The organism is Streptomyces fradiae (genome assembly GCF_041270065.1).
GTDB lineage: Bacteria > Actinomycetota > Actinomycetes > Streptomycetales > Streptomycetaceae > Streptomyces.
The window spans coordinates 6328858-6345791 of the sequence record NZ_CP065958.1; the positions used below are offsets into that span (position 1 = coordinate 6328858).

Below are 16934 nucleotides of genomic sequence, written 5' to 3' on the forward strand. Positions count from 1 at the left end.
CATGAAGGTGACCGTGCAGTCGAAGCCGTGGCGCACCCCGCCGCAGAACCACCGCCCGAGCGCCCGCCCGAGCGCCCGGCTCGGACAGGCCGTCGGGCGGAGCCTCAGGACCGGCGGGACGCTGCTCGCCGCCGCGCTGCTCGTCGTCGCCGGGCCGCTCGCCGGCCCGGCCGGCGCCGTGCCCGCCGCGCGCGCGGCGGCGGCCGACCCCGCCGAGGGCGCCGACCCGATCGACTTCGTCGTCCTCGTCGACCAGTCGGAGAGCCTGGCCGACCAGGACCTGGCCCGGGAGACCGAGGCCGCCGCGCTGATCGGCCAGGGCGAGATCTCCGAACGCTCCCGGGCCGCCGTCATCGGCTTCGGCAGCTCCGAGAAGGCCGGCCAGTCGCCGGTCAACGAGGTCTGCCCGCTCGCCGTCGTCGACGCCGCCGGACGCCAGCGGCTCAGCGACTGCGTCAAGCAGCTCAACCGCCGCGACCGGGCCCGGCTCGGCCCCGGCACCGACTTCCCGGCCGCCGTCCGACAGGCCGTCACCCGGCTCACCGAGAACGGCGGCACGGCCGCCGGCGGCCCGGCCAAGACCCCCAAGGTGGTCTTCCTGCTGACCGACGGCCGGCTCGACGTCAGCGACAGCCCCGAGTACGGCACCGACGCGCCCAGTCGCCAGTCCAACGGCGAGAAGCGGCTGGCCGAGGAGCTGGCCCGGGCCCGCGCGGCCGGGGTGCAGATCTGGCCGCTGGGCTTCGGCGGCGAGATCGACCGGGCGGCGCTCACCGCGATGGCCCAGGGCGGCTACCGCGGCGCCTGCTCCGACGTGCCCGGCTCCGCGCCCCGGATGCGGGTGGTCGCCGGCTCCGGCCAGATCGACAAGGCGCTCCAGGAGACCTTCGCCGCCGCCCGCTGCGCCAGCATCGTGGACGGCACCGCCGGCAAGCCGCCCGCCGACCTGTTCGTGACCATCCCGCCGATCGCCACCGACGGCTCCCTCACCGTGGCCAAGCACGACCCGAAGGTGCGGGTCACCTACTTCGACCCGCGGAACCGGCCGGTGCCCACCCGTGGCGACTTCGACGGCTCGGCCTTCGAGGTCAGCGGCGCCGACGGGCCGGTCGAGGCGCTGCGCGTGCGCAACCCGCTGCCCGGCCGCTGGCGGGTGCACATCGAGGCCCCCGAGGGGCACCGGGACCGCGAGGTCGCCGTACGGGCCATCTGGCAGGGCAGGCTGCGGTCCGCCGTGGTCCTCGACCCGGTCGCACCGCGGGCCGGCCAGGAGGCCGTGGTCGAGGTGCGGATGCAGACCCGGCGCGGCGTCGTCATCACCGACCCGCGCCAGCTGCGGGGCGTCACCGTGAGCGCCCGGATCACCGGCGACGGCGGCTTCGCCCCGGTCACCGTCCGCCTCGCCGACGACGGAAAGGCACCCGACCGCACGGCCGGGGACGTCCGCTTCACCGGCCGGCTCACCGTGCCGGCCACCGCCACCGGCGACCTGGAGATCGTCGCGGACATGGCCGCGCCGGGCGTCACCTCCGACCGGCGCCCCTTCCACACCACCGTCACCCAGGGCACCCCGCTCCTGGAGGCCCAGGTCTCGGTCGACCGGGTCACTGTGCACCCCGGCGACACCGTGCACGGCTGGGTCGACCTCACCAACCACGACAGCGTCCCGCACACCCTCCGCCTCGCCCTGGAGGACGAACCGGGCGGAACGGGATCCAACTCCGGGCCGGGTTCCGGGCTTAGGCTCGCCCCGGCGACCGTCGTCGCCCAGCCCGGCCCGGCGACCCGAGCCGAGTTCACCCTCACCGTCGGCAAGGACGCCCCGCTCGGCGCGCTCGGCGGCCGGCTCGTCGTCCTGGACACCGGGCGCGGCGACAGCAAGCTCGACGCCGTCTTCCTGGACGTCCGCGTCGAGGCGCCCCCCACCTGGTGGGACCGCTGGTGGCCGTATGCCGTCGGCGGCGCGATCGCGCTCGCCCTGCTCGCCGCCGTCGCCGCCGTCCGCATCGCCGTCGGCCGGCGGACGAAGGACCTGACCGGGGTGCGGATCGAACTCCTCAGGGACGGGGTCGTCCTGCACACGCTGGTCGTGCACGCCGGACAGAGCCCGGGCGGGGAGTACGAGTTCGGCATCGACCAGCCGCGCGGCGCCGCCCCCACCCTGCGGCGCGGCTCCCGGGGCGGCGGCGCGCACCGGCTGCGCCGGACCGGCGCGGGCGAGCTGCTGTTCCGCCCGCACCGGGGCCGGGAGGCGCCGATCCGCGCCGGCCGGCCGGTCGCCGTGGACGAGTGCGAGCTGGTCGTACGGGACCGCCGGCCGGCGGCCCGCGGCCGCATACCGGCCGCCGGCCGGCTGCTCCCCGGCGCCCGCCGCGGCGGTACGGGCCGGGCCGGGGGGGGGGGGGCCCCGGGGGCGCCCCGCCCGCCCCCGCGGCTCCGCCCCGGCCGGGGACGCCCGGCCGCCCACCACGGGCGGCCCGCACGGCCCCGGACCCGACGCCCCGAACGCGCCCACCACGACGCCTGCCTGGGACCCGGACTTCTGACCGGCGAGACCGCCACCGGACCGGCGCACCGGACCCGGACCCACGCCCGACACCCACGACCGACGCCCCACGCACGTACGAACGAAAGGTCCTCAGGGGCCCCAGGGGAGACGACATGAAGATCTACCAGCCCATGCTGTTCGTGGGCCTCGGCGGCACCGGCGGCCGCATCGGCAGCGAGCTCGAACGCAGCCTGCGCCGCGAGCTGTGCGGCCCCGACGGCACCGAACTCGTCGACGGCGGACGGCGGCTGCCGTTCCAGCTGCCCGACTGCCTGCAGTTCGTGTACGCGGACTTCAGCGAGGCCGAGCTGACCCGCCAGCCCCAGTTCCGGGCCAAGGGCGCCGAGGGCGCCGCGTACTCCCGCACCTCCCGGATGGTCCGCGACCTGCTGCCCACCGACTACGACTCCTCGCCCGAGGTCACCCGCATGCTGCGGGTCGCCCTGCACGAGGAGACCAAGCTGTGGCTGCCGCCGCAGGCCCGGCAGCCGCGCGTCGCGCCGCTGCACAGCGGCGCCGGCCAGCTGCCCACGGTGGGCCGCGCGGCGCTGTTCGCGACCATGCGCTCCGGTCTCGAACCGGTGCTGCGGCAGCTGCGCGAGGCGATCGGCGCGATCGGCAACTCGGCCGGCGACCTCCAGCGGGTCGGCGGCAGCCGGATCCGCGGCTGCGACGTCTTCGTCGCCTTCTCCGTCGCCGGCGGCACCGGCGCCGGCATCTACTACGACTTCCTCCACCTCATCGGCCACGAGTTCCGCAAGGGCAAGGTGCCCGGCGTCAAGATCTATCCGCTGGTCGTCATGCCCTCCGCCTTCCCGCCCGAGGGCGGCGGCGGCCGGGAGGCCGAACTCAACGCCGCCCGCGCCCTCGTGGACCTGTCGCGCCTCGTCGACGACCAGAACGTGCCGGACGCCCTCGACGACGTCGGCGACGTCGAGCAGCGCGGCCGGATCAGCGTCCACTACCCCGTCGACGGGGTCGTCGCGCTGCGCCCCTCCACCGTGCAGACCGCGTTCCTGTTCTCCAAGCCCGCCGTCATCGGCACCGAGGACCTGCGCCGCTCCATCACCGCCATGGTGATGTCCCTGATCGGCACCGAGCTCAGCGAGGAGACCGGCGCCGCCGCCCGCGCCGAGGACGACTACCAGTCCTTCGCGGCCAGCTTCATCAACAAGAGCGTCGAGCGCTCCACCCCGGCCCGCACCGGCATCGGCTACCGCGGCATGTCCACCAGCCTGGCCGCCTCCCTCACCGTGCCCGTCGACGACCTCGCCGAGATCGTCGCCGGCCGGCTGCTCGCCCAGGCCGTCCGCGGCCTCGGCGAGAAGGCCCGCCGCACCACGCCCCAGGACAAGACCCAGGTCCAGGAGCTGTTCACCCGCTCCGGCGTCGGCCCGCTGTGGAGCCGCGAGGCCCCCGACGTGGCGCTGCCCGAGCAGCTCCCCAAGGGCAGGGGCGCGATCACCCAGGAGCTGCGCAACCGGCTCGGCGACATGGAGGACGCCCTGCGCCGCCTGGAGTCGGACCTGTCCCGCGACGTGCCCCGGCTCACCGAGGACTTCAAGCCGGGCACGGCGGTGCGCGAACTCCTCGGCATCGTCAGCCCGTTCCACGTCGAGATGATCCTCAACGGGCACCCCGGCCACCCGGACCGGGTCGCCGCCGCCGGCTTCACCGGCATGCTCGACAACCGGCGCAACGAGGCCGAACGGCCCCCGGACGTGCAGGCCCTCGCCCCCGCCATCCCGCACGTACGGCGCGGCGCCGGCGGCCTCGTACCGGCCCGCTGGAGCGATCCCGACGTGCAGGACGCCCTCGCCCGCCAGGACGCCTGGTACCAGTGGCGGGCCCGGTCGCTGTGGCACCGGGCCTGGCAGGCCGGCGAGGCCCAGTGGCGGCCCGCGCTCACCAAGGTGCTGCACGAGCTCGGCGAGCTCGCCAAGGGGCTGCGCGCCCACGAGCAGGACGAGGGCAAGCTGTTCGCCGACCGGCGCCGCGAGCTCTACCGCGACGACCGTACCGGCGTCTCCTACCTCCTGCCGCCGCAGAACAGCCTGCGCGCCTTCTACGACGACGTCCTCGACCGGCTCGTGCAGAGCGAGGGCCTGCCCGAGAACACCGACGCGGCCGGGCTGCTCGAACGGCTCGTCCGGCCCGAGGAGTGGCGCGGCGCCCTGGACGCGGTGCGCCGCTCGCCCGGCGCCGCCGTCAAGGAGATCAAGCAGGTCGTCGAGCGGCGGGTGAAGCGGCTGTTCGGCGAGGCCAACGACGACCGGTTCGCCCGGCCGCTGCTGCCCTCCATGGGCCTGCTGCTCCGCGCGGCGGCCGGTGACGAGTCCGCCGAGTCGAAGGTCGACGGACGCTGGCTCGACCAGTTCCGGGCCGCGCTCGCCGGGCTCCTGCCGGTCGGCTTCACCCCGGACGGCGGCGGCCCGCTGAAGATCCTCATCGTGCACCCGGCCAGCGAGTCCGACGGCCGGGCCTCCGACTATCTGCGCCAGGAGCTCAACCTGCCGCCGCGCGCCGCCCAGGAGTACCGGGCCGTCGACACCGAGTCCATCACCGTGGTGCTGTTCCGCAGCGGCATGAACCTCACCGACATCTCCGAGGTGCGCTCGGTCCTCACCCTCTGGGCGGAGGCCCGCGACAGCGGCGGCCAGGAGGACTTCCTGCACTGGCGGCAGCGGCTCGGCCACCAGGACGACTGGCTGGTCTCCACCGAGGAGGACCGCCGGCGGATACTGCACCGCCTGCTCTGCACGATGTGGAACGGACACATCCACACCGAGGGCCCGGACGGTTCGCCGCACCGCGTGCGGATCCGGCTCCAGGAGGGCGAGGGCGCGACCATGTCGCTGCGCCTGGAGGACTTCGACGGCGCGCTGTCCAGCTGGGCGGGGCTGCTGCGGGCCTACGAGCGGTGGGCGCTGCTCGACGAGGGGCAGATCATCGAGGAGTTCTGCGGACGCCTGATGCAGGCCCTGCCCAAGGGCCTCGCGCACACCCCGGCGGGCCCCTCGCCGCTCTTCGTCCGCTTCGTCGAGGAGATCGCGCCGCGCCAGCGGCGGCTGCTCGAGGAGATGGCGCAGGAGTACGGGCCCGAGGACGCCGAATGGCTGGCGCCGCTGCGGGACTTCTGGGAGGTCACCTACCCGGCCGCCCTGGACATGCGTTTCGCGGGCGCGGGCCGGCCCACCCGGCCGACCCTCCGCGCGCTGTACGAGCGCCACGCCCCGTCCGCCGCTCCCGCGCCCGACCCGCTGCCGCCCGCTCCCGCGCCCGTACGGGAGACCGAGCAGGGGCCGGTCCGGGAGCCCGTGCGAGAGCCCGTACGGGAGGCCGTGCCCGAGTTCGGAGGCGGCGGCTACCCGTGGGACCAGGAGGACGGTGAGGAGGAGTGAGCACGAGCGTCGTCCCCGGCCGGCCGGCCCCCGGCCACGCCGTCTGCCTCGACCTGCGCGCCGAGGCGTACGACCCGGCCGACCGGTACGCACCCGAGGAGGCGGTCCGCCGCGCCCTCGCCGTCCCGCAGCCCCCCGACGAGCGCCGCTTCCTGGTCGTCGACGACGCCGACCGGCTCGTCGCCCACCAGCTCCTGCACGAGCGCCTCTCCTCCTACGGCCCGGCCCGGGTGGTCTGCCTGGCTGTCGGCGCACCCGGCGAGCGGACCCTGCGCCGCACCCGCACCCCGTGGCCGCCCGACGGCGGAGTGCTGTGGCTGCTCGACGGCTTCCGCGGCCCGGACGCCGCCGCGCTGCGCCCGCTGGTCGACGTGCTCGCCACCCCCGAGGTGTTCGACGCGGTCCTCCGGGCCCTCGCGCGCGTGGCGGGCGGGGTCGCCGTGCCCGCCGCGCGGGTCGTGGAGCACGACCTCAGCGACGAGGCCCGCGCCCGGGCCTGGCGGCAGGCCGTCGAAGCCCTCACCGGCCCCGACGTCCCGGTCGCCGGCACGGTCGGCACCGTCCCCGGCGAACTCTCCCTGCTCCTCGACGAGTCGGTGCCCCGCTCGCTCTCCGCCCACGACTGGCTGCCCGCCCAGGGCCGGGCCGGAGCCGAGGAGCGGGCCTGCCGGGACGCCCTCGACGACGCCCTCGACGGCTACGAGCGGGTGCGCGGCCCCGCCGGACTGCTCACCCGGGCCGGCCGCGGCCTCGACCTGCCCGGGGACATCGAGCGGGCCGCGTTCGCGCTGCGCCGCTTCCGCGCCACCGTCGCCGACGCCTTCGCCCTCGCGGGCGGCAGCCGGCCCACCGTCGAGGAGCGCGGACTCCTCGCCGAACGGGGCGTCCACCTCCCGGAGATGCCCCGGGAGATCAGCCGCACCGGCATCGTGCCCGCGCTGCGCGACCACACCCACGGACTCATCGACAGCGGACTGCCGCTGCGTTCGGTCGCGGCCCGGCTCGCCGCCCTGTCCGCCCGCACCGCGCCGGCCGGCAGCGCCGCCCGGCTGGCCGCGCTCGACGCCGTCTGCGGCCCGGACCGGCTCGACCGGCTCACCGCGCAGGAGCCGTTCCGGGCGGGCGGCCCGCGGTCCGTCGCCGCGGCCGTGACCGGCGTCCTCGCCCTGCTCGCCGGGGTGTGGCCGGGCCTCGGCTGGGGCCTGGGTCCCGCCGTCGGCCTGCTCGCCGCCGTGCTCGCCCTGCTCATGCTGCGCCGCCGCCCCAACCGCTCGCCCGACGGACGCCTCGACGGCGGCGGCGCCACCGGCTCGGCGCCCCGGCTGTTCGGCGGCCTGATCGGCGGTGTCGCCGGGGCCGTCCTCGGCCAGGCCCTCGATCCGCCCGTCTGGGCCGCGGCGACCGCCCTCGCCGTCTCCGTCGCCGCGGTCGTGCTGCTCGCCCTGCGCGACTGGACCCACGGCGTCGACGACTGGTGGCAGCGCGCCGACCCCGAGGACGCGGACCGCGCCCTGCGGGAGGTCCGTCACCTGCTCGTCACGGCCGCCGTGCACGACTGGCTCTTCGCCGACGTACGGCACCACTGCTCGGACGGCGCCGGCGCGGTGGCCCGGCTGCTGCGCGCCCTCGCCGCGACGGCCGACGCCTACCAGGGACCCGGCGTGCCCGGCGCGTACGAGGGCCCCGGCACGAGCCCGGAGCCCGAGGGGTACGGGCGGGGCGCATGGGACTGGGACGACTGGACGGACGGCGGCGGCCAGGCCCCGGGCCGGGCATCGAACCAGGCCCCGGCCCCGGGCCCGGGCGGCGGCGCCGGGCGGGCCGAAGCGGCCGGCTGGTCCGACCCGGTCGACTGGTCCGACCGGGCGTGGTCCGACGCCGTCTCCGACGCGTGGACGGACCGCGCGGCCCCGGCCGACGCCGGCTGGTCCGACGCGGTCCCGGACCCGCGCCCCGCGGCCGCGCCCCCCGAACCGCCCGCGCCGCCGGAGCCCGTCCGGCCCGAGCCGGTACGCGAGCCCGAACGCGGGTCCGTACGCGAGACCGACCCCGACCCCGACCCCGACTCCGGGCCCGCCGCCGCGCCGCGCTGGCTGGAGCGGCGGTACGGGGACGGCGGGCCGGCCCTCGTCGACACCCTCCACGGCGATCTGTCCGACGGGGTCGCCGGGCTGCTCCGCGGCTGCTGGGCCGGCATCGAACGCGACCCCGGCAACGCGGCCCGACTGTCCCTGGACAAGCCCATGACCGCCCTCCTCGACGAGACCCGCTCCCGCCTGGAGCGGGACGCCGCCGCGTCCCCGCCGCCCGGCCGGGAGCGCGGCGACCGGCCCGACGCCGCGCGGCTCACCGGAGTCGCCCCGGACGGCGTGGCCCGGCTCCTCGCCGCCGACGACGACCCGGGCCTGACCGTCCCGCTGTGCGGGCCCGAGCACCTGCGGCTGCTCTCCCACGAACCCGGCGCCGTACGCCGGGTCCGGTTCGTGCCCGAGACCATGCGCCGCGGCACGACCGGCGACGACATCTGGCGCGGCACCACCGAGGACGTGGTGTGGACGGACGCCGGCCGGCACGCGGGCGTACTGCGCCTCGTACCGCTGCGCGCGGACGTCGTGCACACGGTCCTGGCAGAGGAGGACGGAGCACCATGACCGCCGACCCGCCCACCCCCGGGTTCCCACCCGAACCGCCGCCCGAAGGTCCCGACGAGGAGCTGGAGTTCCTCACCCCGCGCGAGGAACCGGTCCGCTTCTCCGTGCGGTACGGCGAGGACGCCCGCCCGCCCGGCCGGCCGCACCTGCGGACCCGGGCCGTCACGCTCGGCGCGGGCTGGCCCGTCGTCCAGTTCCGGCTGCCCGCCTCCGCCCAGGCCGACCCCCGCGCGTACACCCTCCTCGAACGGGAGGTGTCGGCCGCCGTCGTCCTCGAACGGCGCTACGGCGGCGAGAAGTTCGCCGAGCTGTTCACCCGGATCGTCGGTTACGACCTCGACTGCGCCGAGCCGTTCGTGCTCTACCGGCGCGCCGCCGGGGCGCCGCTCGCCGAGTGGCTGCCCCGGCTCGGCGCCGAGGAACAGCAGCGGATCGTGGGCCAGCTCGCCCTGGCCGTACGGCTCCTGGACGACGCCGGGCTCGTCCACCGGGCGCTCGCCCCCGACTCCGTACGGTGGGACGGCAGCCATGTGCGGCTCGCCGAACCGCACGCGGCGCTGCGCGCCGGGGAGCCCCGCGAGCCCTTCGGCACCGCCCCCTGGGCCTCGCCCGAGCAGCGCGCCGGGCACGGCACCGCCGACCCCCGCGACGACCTGTGGTCGCTCGCCCGGCTCGCCTATCTGCTCCTTTCCGGGCACCCGAGCCCGCCCGGCCGCCCCGACCGGGCCGACGGGCCACCGGAGGACCTGGGCGACTACCGGCGGCTCGCGGCGCTCGCGCAGAGCGGCCTGTTCGCGCCCGCGGCCGGCGGACGGCCCGCGCCCGCCGAGCTGCTCCGGCTGCTGCGGCTGCCCGACCCTCTCGCCCACGCCGTCGCCACCGCCGACCCGCTCGCCGCCGGCCGGGCCCGCTACGACGCCGAGATCGCCCGCCGCCGGGAGCCGTTGCGCCGCGACACCGACCCGGACGATCCGGGCGACGCATATGGCCCGTACGACCCGTACGACCCGTACGACCGCTACGAACCGGGCGATCCGGCGGGGCGGGCCGAACAGGGCGCCCCGCCCCGGCGCGGCCTGCGCGCGCTGCTCTTCGGCGAGCAGCCGGCCCGCCCGCCCGTCACCCTCACCCCCGACTCCGCTCACAACCCCGGTCACGGCCCCGGTGCCGCGACCGGCCTGGACGATCCGGGCGTCGATCCCGGCGCACCGCCCGCCCGGACCTGCCCGCACTGCCTGCTGCCCGTGGTCTACGACGAGAGCCTGCTCGTCACCATCGACGCCAAGGGCAACCGCATCCCGCTCGACCTGTCCAGGGAACACCGCCCCGGCCGCCGCAACGACCTGCTGCGCACCGCCTACCACCTGTGCCCGCACGGCGGCGAGGGCGACGAGGCACACGAACTGCCCGTCCCCTACCTCACCAACGGGCGCCCGCTGTCGATCGCCTTCGTCGGCAGCTCCGCCGTCGGCAAGACCCATCTGATGGCCGCGATGCTCGGCGAGGTCGAACTCGGCGGCCTGGAGCCGTACGGACTCAAATGCCTGCCGCTCAACCCGGAGGCGCACCGCACCTTCCTGCGCGAACGGGTGCAGAGCCTCCAGCAGGGGCGGCAGCTCGGCCGCACCGGGCAGCAGACCTTCGCCCGCTTCGCCGACGGCCTGCTCGTCTCCGCGCCCGGCCGCACCCCGCGCCCGGTGGTCTTCTTCGACCTCGCGGGCGAGGACCTGGCCCAGGACGGGCCGGTGACCAGCTTCCTGATGGGCGTGGACGCCTTCGTGTTCGTCGTCGACCCGCTGCGCGCGCTGCGGATGCCCTCGCTCGACCCGCTGCGCCAGCGGTACGGGCTCTCCCGCCGCGACCTCGGCGACGAGGCCTTCACCACCGTCCTCAACCGGCTGCCCCGGTCCGCCGACGGCCGGATCGCCGCGCCCGCCGCGCTCGCCGTCAACAAGAGCGACCTGATGCGCTTCGAACCGGCCGTGGACCGCTGGCTGGGCCGGGCGCTGCCGGGCCGGCACGACCCGGGGGCGGAGACGGCCGAGAGCCGCGACGCCTACGCCTTCCTGGACCACCACGCCAGCCCGGCCTGGCTGCGCCCGTTCGACGACTGCGCGCGCTGCACCCTGCACTTCGTCGCCGCGACCGGCGGGCAGGCGCGCGGCGACCGCTTCCCGCACGGGGCCCGGCCCCGGCGGGTGCTCGCGCCCCTGCTGTCCGTCTTCGCCGCGTGCGGGCTGATCCGAGGGAGGGACTGACCGATGGCACCGACGGATGCGAGGGCATCGAGGGGACCGGGCGGATCACCGGGCGGGCCGCCGGGCGGCGGTGGTGGGGGCGGTGCGGACGAGCTGCTCGACCAGATCGTCTTCCGCTGGGACGGCATGAACGCCGGTGGCACCACCGGCTTCGGCCCGGTCGCCTGGTCCGGCGGCGGGATCGACGTGGACGAACTCTTCCATGTCGCCGGCCCCATGCTGCGGGCCAGCGGCGAGGAGGTCCGGCCCGCGCTGATCCGGCTGCAGAGCGAGACCGACGCGATGCTGATCCGCCGGATCCCCTGGACCGACCCCGGCGGCGGCGCCTCCACCGTCTGCCACGCCCTGGTCGGCCCGGCCGGCCTGCTCGACCCGATGACCTGTCTCGGCCTGCACGCGTGGCGGTGGCGGGGCTCCCAGGTGGACCTCGGCCGGGTGCGCGGCGAGGCGCTCGACCGGATACCGGAGAGCGTGCTCGTCGAGTCGCGGGACGCGGGACTCCGCGCCCTCGACGCGGATCTGGCCCGGGCCGAGGTCGAACTCGGCGGCGCGGTGGCGGAGTTGCTGCGGCGTCCGGGCGGCCGCTTCATGTTCCTCGACGAGGACGCCGACCGGGCGCTGCCGGTGCTGTGGGGCCTGTACGGCATGTTCGGCGACCTCCTCGCCCGCCGCTGGTCCTTCGCCACCCACGACACGGCCGAGAGCACCCACCTCAACTTCGTGTTCGTCGGCCGCTGGGCGGGCGCGGCCGGCCCCAACACCGACCGGCACCGGAGCGATCCGCGCGAACGCCTCGGCGACGCGGCCGACTCGATCGCCGGCCGGCTGGTCGCCCACCACCTCCGCGGGGTCGCGGCGGGCGACGGCGACTACGCCGTCTGCTCCCGGCTCGCCGAAGCCCGCCGCCACCTCCCCGACGCTTCCTTCCTGGCCTGCGCCCGCGCCGCCCTGGCCGCCCTCGACCGGGACAAGGCGCGCGGGCCGCGCACCGAGGACCGGCCGAGACGCGCGCCGGCGGACCCGCCCGTACGGAGGACCGAGCCGGTACGGCGGACCGAGCCCGCCCGGCTCGGGGACGCGGAGCTGCTGGCCGTGCTGCGCGACCCCGGGTACTCGTACGCCGACACCCAGGTCCTCGTCCGCAAGGCGGCACGGCGCTTCCCCGGCTGGACACCCGCGCAGCAGTGCGCGTTCCGGGACCTGGTGATCGACGAGGAGTACTTCCTCGCCCGGCCCGTCGCCGAGGAGTGGATCCCGGCCGCGGAGCGCGGCGCCGACGCGGCCGCGCTGCACGACTGGGCGGTGGGCCCGCTCCTCGACCACCGGGGCGACCCCGGCGCCGCCGACCGGCTCGGCGCCCTGCTGCTGCGCTTCGCGACCCGCACCGAGCCGGAGGGCCGGGCCGTGCTCCGCGAGATCGTGGCCCTCGAACGCCCCGGGCTGCCCGAGCGCGTGTGGCGCGAGCTGGTACGGGCGGCGATCCCGCCCCCGGTCCATGTGACCCCGCACCCGGAACAGCCGAAGCCCCAGCCGAACCCCCAGCCCCAACCACACCCCAAGTCCAAGCCAAAGTCCAAGCCACAAGCCCCGCCGACCCGCACCACCGTCCCCGTACGCACCGCGGCCGCCCCGCACGCGAAGGACGGGTGGCTCGCCTTCGCGTTCCTCGGCGCGGCCCTGGTGCTGCTCGTGATCCTGGTGGTGGTCGTCATCGCGGCCTCGTGACACGCGGAGTACCACGCGCGAGCCGCCCCGCTCCGCCAGGATGGGCGCATGGGATTCCATGTCGATTCCGAGACCGGGCGGCTGCGCCGCGTCATCCTGCACCGCCCCGATCTGGAGCTGAAGCGGCTCACCCCGACCAACAAGGACGCCCTCCTCTTCGACGACGTGCTGTGGGTGCGCCGGGCCCGCCAGGAGCACGACGGTTTCGCGGACGTGCTGCGCGACCGCGGGGTGGAGGTGCATCTGTTCGGGGACCTCCTGCGCGAGGTCCTCGACGTGCCCGCGGCCCGCAAGCTCGTCCTCGACCGGGTCTTCGACGAGAAGGAGTACGGCCCGCTCGCCGCCGACCATCTGCGCGCCGCGTTCGACGCGCTCGACACCGGCGGCCTGGTGGAGGCGCTGGTCGGCGGGATGACCAAGCGGGAGTTCCTGGCGGCGCACCGCGAGCCGACCTCGGTGCGCTTCCACGCCCTGGACCTCGACGACTTCGTGCTCGGCCCGCTGCCGAACCACATCTTCACCCGCGACACCTCGGCCTGGATCTACGACGGGGTGTCGATCAACGCGATGCGCTGGCCGGCCCGGCAGCGCGAGACGGTGCACTTCGAGGCGATCTACAAGCACCATCCGCTGTTCACCGGCCCGGAGGCGGGGCCGTTCCACCACTGGTCGGAGGGGCAGGCGGACTATCCGTCGACGATCGAGGGCGGCGACGTCCTGGTCATCGGCAACGGCGCCGTGCTCATCGGCATGAGCGAGCGCACCACCCCGCAGGCCGTGGAGATGCTGGCCCGCGGGATGTTCGCGGCGGGCTCGGCGCGCGCCATCATCGCCCTCGACATGCCGAAGCGCCGGGCCTTCATGCACCTGGACACGGTGATGACGATGGTGGACGCCGACACCTTCACCCAGTACGCGGGCCTCGGCATGCTCCGCTCGTACACCATCGAGCCCGGCGACGAGGGTCAGTCCCTGCGGGTCACCGACCACCCGCCGGAGCAGATGCACAGCGCCATCGCGGCGGCGCTCGGCCTGCAGGACATCCGGGTGCTCACCGCGACCCAGGACGTGCACGCGGCGGAGCGCGAGCAGTGGGACGACGGGTGCAACGTGCTCGCCGTGGAGCCGGGCGTGGTCGTGGCGTACGAGCGCAACGTCACCACCAACACGCATCTGCGCAAGCAGGGCATCGAGGTGATCGAGATCCCGGGCAGCGAGCTCGGCCGGGGGAGGGGCGGCCCGCGCTGCATGAGCTGCCCGGTGGAGCGGGACGCGGTCTAGCGGGACAGACCAGCCGGGACAGGGGCTGTATAAGAATGCTGAATTACGTATACACTTCCAGAGTCCTCGTCCCTCGACGTCCCCGACCGTAACCCAGGAGCGCCCCATGGCCACCGACCTCATCGGCCGCCACTTCCTCAAGGAGCTGGACTTCACCGCCGAGGAGTTCCGCGGCCTGGTGGCGCTCGCCGCCGAGCTCAAGGCGGCCAAGAAGGCGGGCGCCGAGGTGCAGCGGCTGCGCGGCCGGAACGTCGCCCTGATCTTCGAGAAGACCTCCACCCGCACCCGCTGCGCCTTCGAGGTCGCCGCCGCCGATCAGGGCGCCGCCACCACCTACCTCGACCCGTCCGGCTCGCAGATCGGGCACAAGGAGTCCATGAAGGACACCGCCCGGGTGCTCGGCCGGATGTTCGACGGCATCGAGTACCGGGGCGACAGCCAGACCGCCGTCGAGGAGCTCGCCGCGTACGCCGGCGTCCCGGTCTTCAACGGGCTCACCGACGACTGGCACCCCACCCAGATGCTCGCGGACGTCCTCACCATGACCGAGCACTGCGCCAAGCCGCTCGACGCCATGACCTTCGCCTACCTCGGCGACGCCCGCTTCAACATGGGCAACTCCTATCTGGTCACCGGCGCCCTGCTCGGCATGGACGTCCGGCTCGTCGCGCCCAAGGAGTATTGGCCGGCCGAGTCCTTCGTCGCCGAGGCGCACCGCCTCGCGGAGACCAGCGGCGCGAAGATCACCCTCACCGAGGACGTCACGGAGGGCGTGCGCGGCGCCGACTTCGTCGCCACCGACGTGTGGGTCTCGATGGGGGAGCCCAAGGAGGTCTGGGACGAGCGGATCGCCGCCCTCGGCCCGTACGCCGTGACCATGGACGTGCTGCGCGCCACCGGCAACCCGGACGTCAAGTTCCTGCACTGCCTGCCGGCCTTCCACGACCTCGGCACCGCCGTCGGCCGGGACATCCACGCCCGCCACGGACTGACCGAACTGGAGGTCTCCGACGAGGTCTTCGAGTCGGCGCACTCGGTCGTCTTCGACGAGGCGGAGAACCGGATGCACACCATCAAGGCCGTCATGGTGGCGACCATGGGCGACCCCGTCGCCTAGGGCCTGTCCGGCGGATCAGGGGCGGACAGGCCCTAGGGCTCGCCGACCCGCGTGGCTCCGGCCGTCGCCACGGCGCCGATCGCCCGCTTGAAGTCCGGGCAGTCGACGATCGGTTCGTGCGTGCAGCCGGCCGCGTGCCGCAGGCTGTCCCGCAGCCGCGTCAGGCGGCCGATCTGTTCGTCCAGGTCCTCGGCCCTCGCGGCCATCCGCTCCCGCAGGTCCCCGTCCGACGGCCGCGCCGCCAGGAAGCGGCCGATCTCGGCGACCGACAGCCCGGCGCTGCGCGCGCACGTGATGAGGCCGAGGCGCTCCAGGACCTCCGGCCGGTACGTGCGCCGCAGGCCGTTGCGGCCCGCGGGGGTGATGAGCCCCTTCTTCTCGTAGAAGCGCAGCGCCGAGGCCGCGAGCCCGGAGCGCCGGGCGACCTCGGCGATGTCGAGCAGCGGATGCGGATCGTCCTGCACGACTGCCTCCCGGGGCCGGTCTCCGACCGGCCTTGACTTGAAGCGCGGTTCAAGACGCAGCCTAGTCGGCATGAAGATCCATCACCTGAACTGCGGGTCGGTCCGCACGATCGACGCCACCTACGACGGCCCCGCTCCCGCGCCCGCCGTCAACCACTGCCTGCTCGTGGAGACCGACCGCGACGGGCTGGTCCTGGTCGAGACCGGTCTCGGGCTCGGCGACGTCCGCGACCCCGGGGGCACGCTCGGGGCCGACTGGGTCGAGCTGGCCGCGCCGGTGCTCGACGAGGCGGAGACCGCGATCCGTCAGGTCGCCCGTCTCGGGTACGACCCCGCTGACGTGCGCCACATCCTGGTGACCCACCTGGACGTGGACCACTGCGGCGGCCTGCCCGACTTCCCCGGCGCCCGGGTCCACGTACTGGCCGACGAGCTTGCCGCCGCCCGCGCCGAGGGCCCGAGCCGCCGCTACCGCCCGTGCCACTGGGCCCACGAGCCCCACTGGGTCACGTACGACACCGACGCCGCCACCCTTGCCGACGTCGCCGAGGACTGGTTCGGCTTCGCCTCGCTCCCGCCGCGCGGCCTGCCGCCCGAGTTCCGGCTGGTCCCGCTCGGCGGCCACACCGCCGGCCACACCGGGATCGCCGTGCACCGGGGCGACCGCTGGCTGCTGCACTGCGGCGACGCGTACTACTACCACCGCGAGATGGGGGAGACGAAGGAACCCCACCCGCTCCTCGACGTCGTCCAGACGAGCTCCGAGGTCCACCGGGACCTGCGGCTCGGCACCCAGGCCCGGCTGCGTGAGCTGGTCCGCGCACACGCGGACGAGGTCGAGGTCTTCTCGGCGCACGACCCCTGGGAGTTCGCCCACTTCGGTCCGACCGCCGGCCCGACCGTCAGCCCGACGGCCGGCGCTGCGCCGGCACCGCCGGGAGCGTGAACCAGACCGCCTTGCCGTGCGGGGTGGGGCGGTGTCCGCAGGCGATGCTCAGCGCGCGGATCAGCAGCAGCCCGCGGCCGTGCTCCTGCCAGGGGTCGACCGGCATGGCCGGATCGGGGCAGATCAGGTCGCCGGGCGTGGCAGGGCCGCCGTCGTGGACCTCGATCTGGCAGCCGCCGCCGGGGGCCGGAAGCAGCTCGACGACCAGCTCGATCGGCTCGTCGCCGGGGGTGTGCTCGACGGCGTTGGCGACGAGTTCGGCGGTCAGCAGCTCGGCCGTGTCGCTGTCGGCGGCGGCCTGTGCGGGGCCTTCGATGGCGGTGAGGGCGGTACGGACGAGGGCGCGGGCGATCGGTACGGCGGCCGTGGTGTGCGGCAGCCGCACCCGCCAGGAGAGTTCGGACACTTCGGACACGGTGGGGGTTCCGTTCGGGCGGTTCGTGGGGGTGGACGGGCGTGGGGGTGGGGGGGCGACGTCCTGGTTTCAACCTTACGGAGTCAAAAATCTGGATACAGAGGCGGTCGCCCGCTTTGGTGTGGACC

Annotated in this window: 10 protein-coding genes; 8 read left to right on the forward strand and 2 right to left on the reverse strand. The window is 75.6% G+C overall.

Going from position 1 to position 16934, the window contains the following annotated elements; translation table 11 throughout:
* The first annotated feature begins 1 nt into the window (after position 1).
* The 7 genes from JAO84_RS28730 to argF all read left to right on the forward strand — a co-directional run bounded on the left by JAO84_RS28730 (position 2) and on the right by argF (position 14981).
* Positions 2-2665 (forward strand): VWA domain-containing protein, encoded by a 2664-nt coding sequence (locus tag JAO84_RS28730; protein WP_370415422.1) that lies wholly within the window; start codon positions 2-4, stop codon positions 2663-2665.
* Positions 2662-5949 (forward strand): tubulin-like doman-containing protein, encoded by a 3288-nt coding sequence (locus JAO84_RS28735; RefSeq protein ID WP_265868696.1) that lies wholly within the window; start codon positions 2662-2664, stop codon positions 5947-5949. The genes JAO84_RS28730 and JAO84_RS28735 overlap by 4 nt, the downstream gene beginning before the upstream one ends.
* Entirely contained in the window at positions 5946-8600 is a 2655-nt protein-coding gene (locus JAO84_RS28740; RefSeq protein WP_370415423.1) for a hypothetical protein, read from the forward strand. Before JAO84_RS28735 ends, JAO84_RS28740 begins: the two co-directional genes overlap by 4 nt.
* Entirely contained in the window at positions 8597-10858 is a 2262-nt protein-coding gene (locus tag JAO84_RS28745; protein WP_370415424.1) for a hypothetical protein, read from the forward strand. The genes JAO84_RS28740 and JAO84_RS28745 overlap by 4 nt, the downstream gene beginning before the upstream one ends.
* Before the next feature lie 3 nt (positions 10859-10861).
* Positions 10862-12583 carry a hypothetical protein gene (locus JAO84_RS28750; RefSeq protein ID WP_370415425.1) on the forward strand — a complete coding sequence of 574 codons (1722 nt, stop codon included), beginning with the start codon at positions 10862-10864 and terminating at the stop codon, positions 12581-12583.
* A 48-nt stretch (positions 12584-12631) separates the two neighbouring features.
* A complete protein-coding gene (locus JAO84_RS28755; protein WP_265868691.1) occupies positions 12632-13864 on the forward strand; it encodes an arginine deiminase in 1233 nt (410 codons plus the stop codon).
* Positions 13865-13970: 106 nt separating this feature from the next.
* Positions 13971-14981 carry an ornithine carbamoyltransferase gene (argF, locus tag JAO84_RS28760; protein ID WP_370415426.1) on the forward strand — a complete coding sequence of 337 codons (1011 nt, stop codon included), beginning with the start codon at positions 13971-13973 and terminating at the stop codon, positions 14979-14981.
* Between the two features lie 32 nt (positions 14982-15013).
* Here argF and JAO84_RS28765 read toward each other — a convergent pair whose 3' ends face one another.
* Positions 15014-15445: a MerR family transcriptional regulator gene (locus JAO84_RS28765; RefSeq protein ID WP_370415427.1), complete on the reverse strand. Its 432-nt coding sequence runs from the start codon at positions 15443-15445 to the stop codon at positions 15014-15016.
* A 70-nt stretch (positions 15446-15515) separates the two neighbouring features.
* Here JAO84_RS28765 and JAO84_RS28770 point away from each other — a divergent pair, with 70 nt between their 5' ends.
* The gene (locus JAO84_RS28770) at positions 15516-16391 is read left to right on the forward strand and encodes an MBL fold metallo-hydrolase (protein ID WP_370415428.1); all 876 of its coding nucleotides are present in this window, start codon (positions 15516-15518) and stop codon (positions 16389-16391) included.
* Here JAO84_RS28770 and JAO84_RS28775 read toward each other — a convergent pair.
* Positions 16348-16806 (reverse strand): ATP-binding protein, encoded by a 459-nt coding sequence (locus JAO84_RS28775; protein ID WP_370415429.1) that lies wholly within the window; start codon positions 16804-16806, stop codon positions 16348-16350. The genes JAO84_RS28770 and JAO84_RS28775 overlap by 44 nt on opposite strands.
* Positions 16807-16934: the final 128 nt, after the last annotated feature.

Excerpts from the sequence above, each read along its gene's own strand:
- JAO84_RS28750 (WP_370415425.1), top strand. The coding sequence starts at position 10,862 with ATGGCACCGACGGATGCGAGGGCATCGAGGGGACCGGGCGGATCACCG.
- JAO84_RS28770 (WP_370415428.1), top strand. The coding sequence starts at position 15,516 with ATGAAGATCCATCACCTGAACTGCGGGTCGGTCCGCACGATCGACGCC.
- JAO84_RS28730 (WP_370415422.1), top strand. The coding sequence starts at position 2 with ATGAAGGTGACCGTGCAGTCGAAGCCGTGGCGCACCCCGCCGCAGAAC.
- argF (WP_370415426.1), top strand. The coding sequence starts at position 13,971 with ATGGCCACCGACCTCATCGGCCGCCACTTCCTCAAGGAGCTGGACTTC.
- JAO84_RS28755 (WP_265868691.1), top strand. The coding sequence starts at position 12,632 with ATGGGATTCCATGTCGATTCCGAGACCGGGCGGCTGCGCCGCGTCATC.
- JAO84_RS28735 (WP_265868696.1), top strand. The coding sequence starts at position 2,662 with ATGAAGATCTACCAGCCCATGCTGTTCGTGGGCCTCGGCGGCACCGGC.
- JAO84_RS28745 (WP_370415424.1), top strand. The coding sequence starts at position 8,597 with ATGACCGCCGACCCGCCCACCCCCGGGTTCCCACCCGAACCGCCGCCC.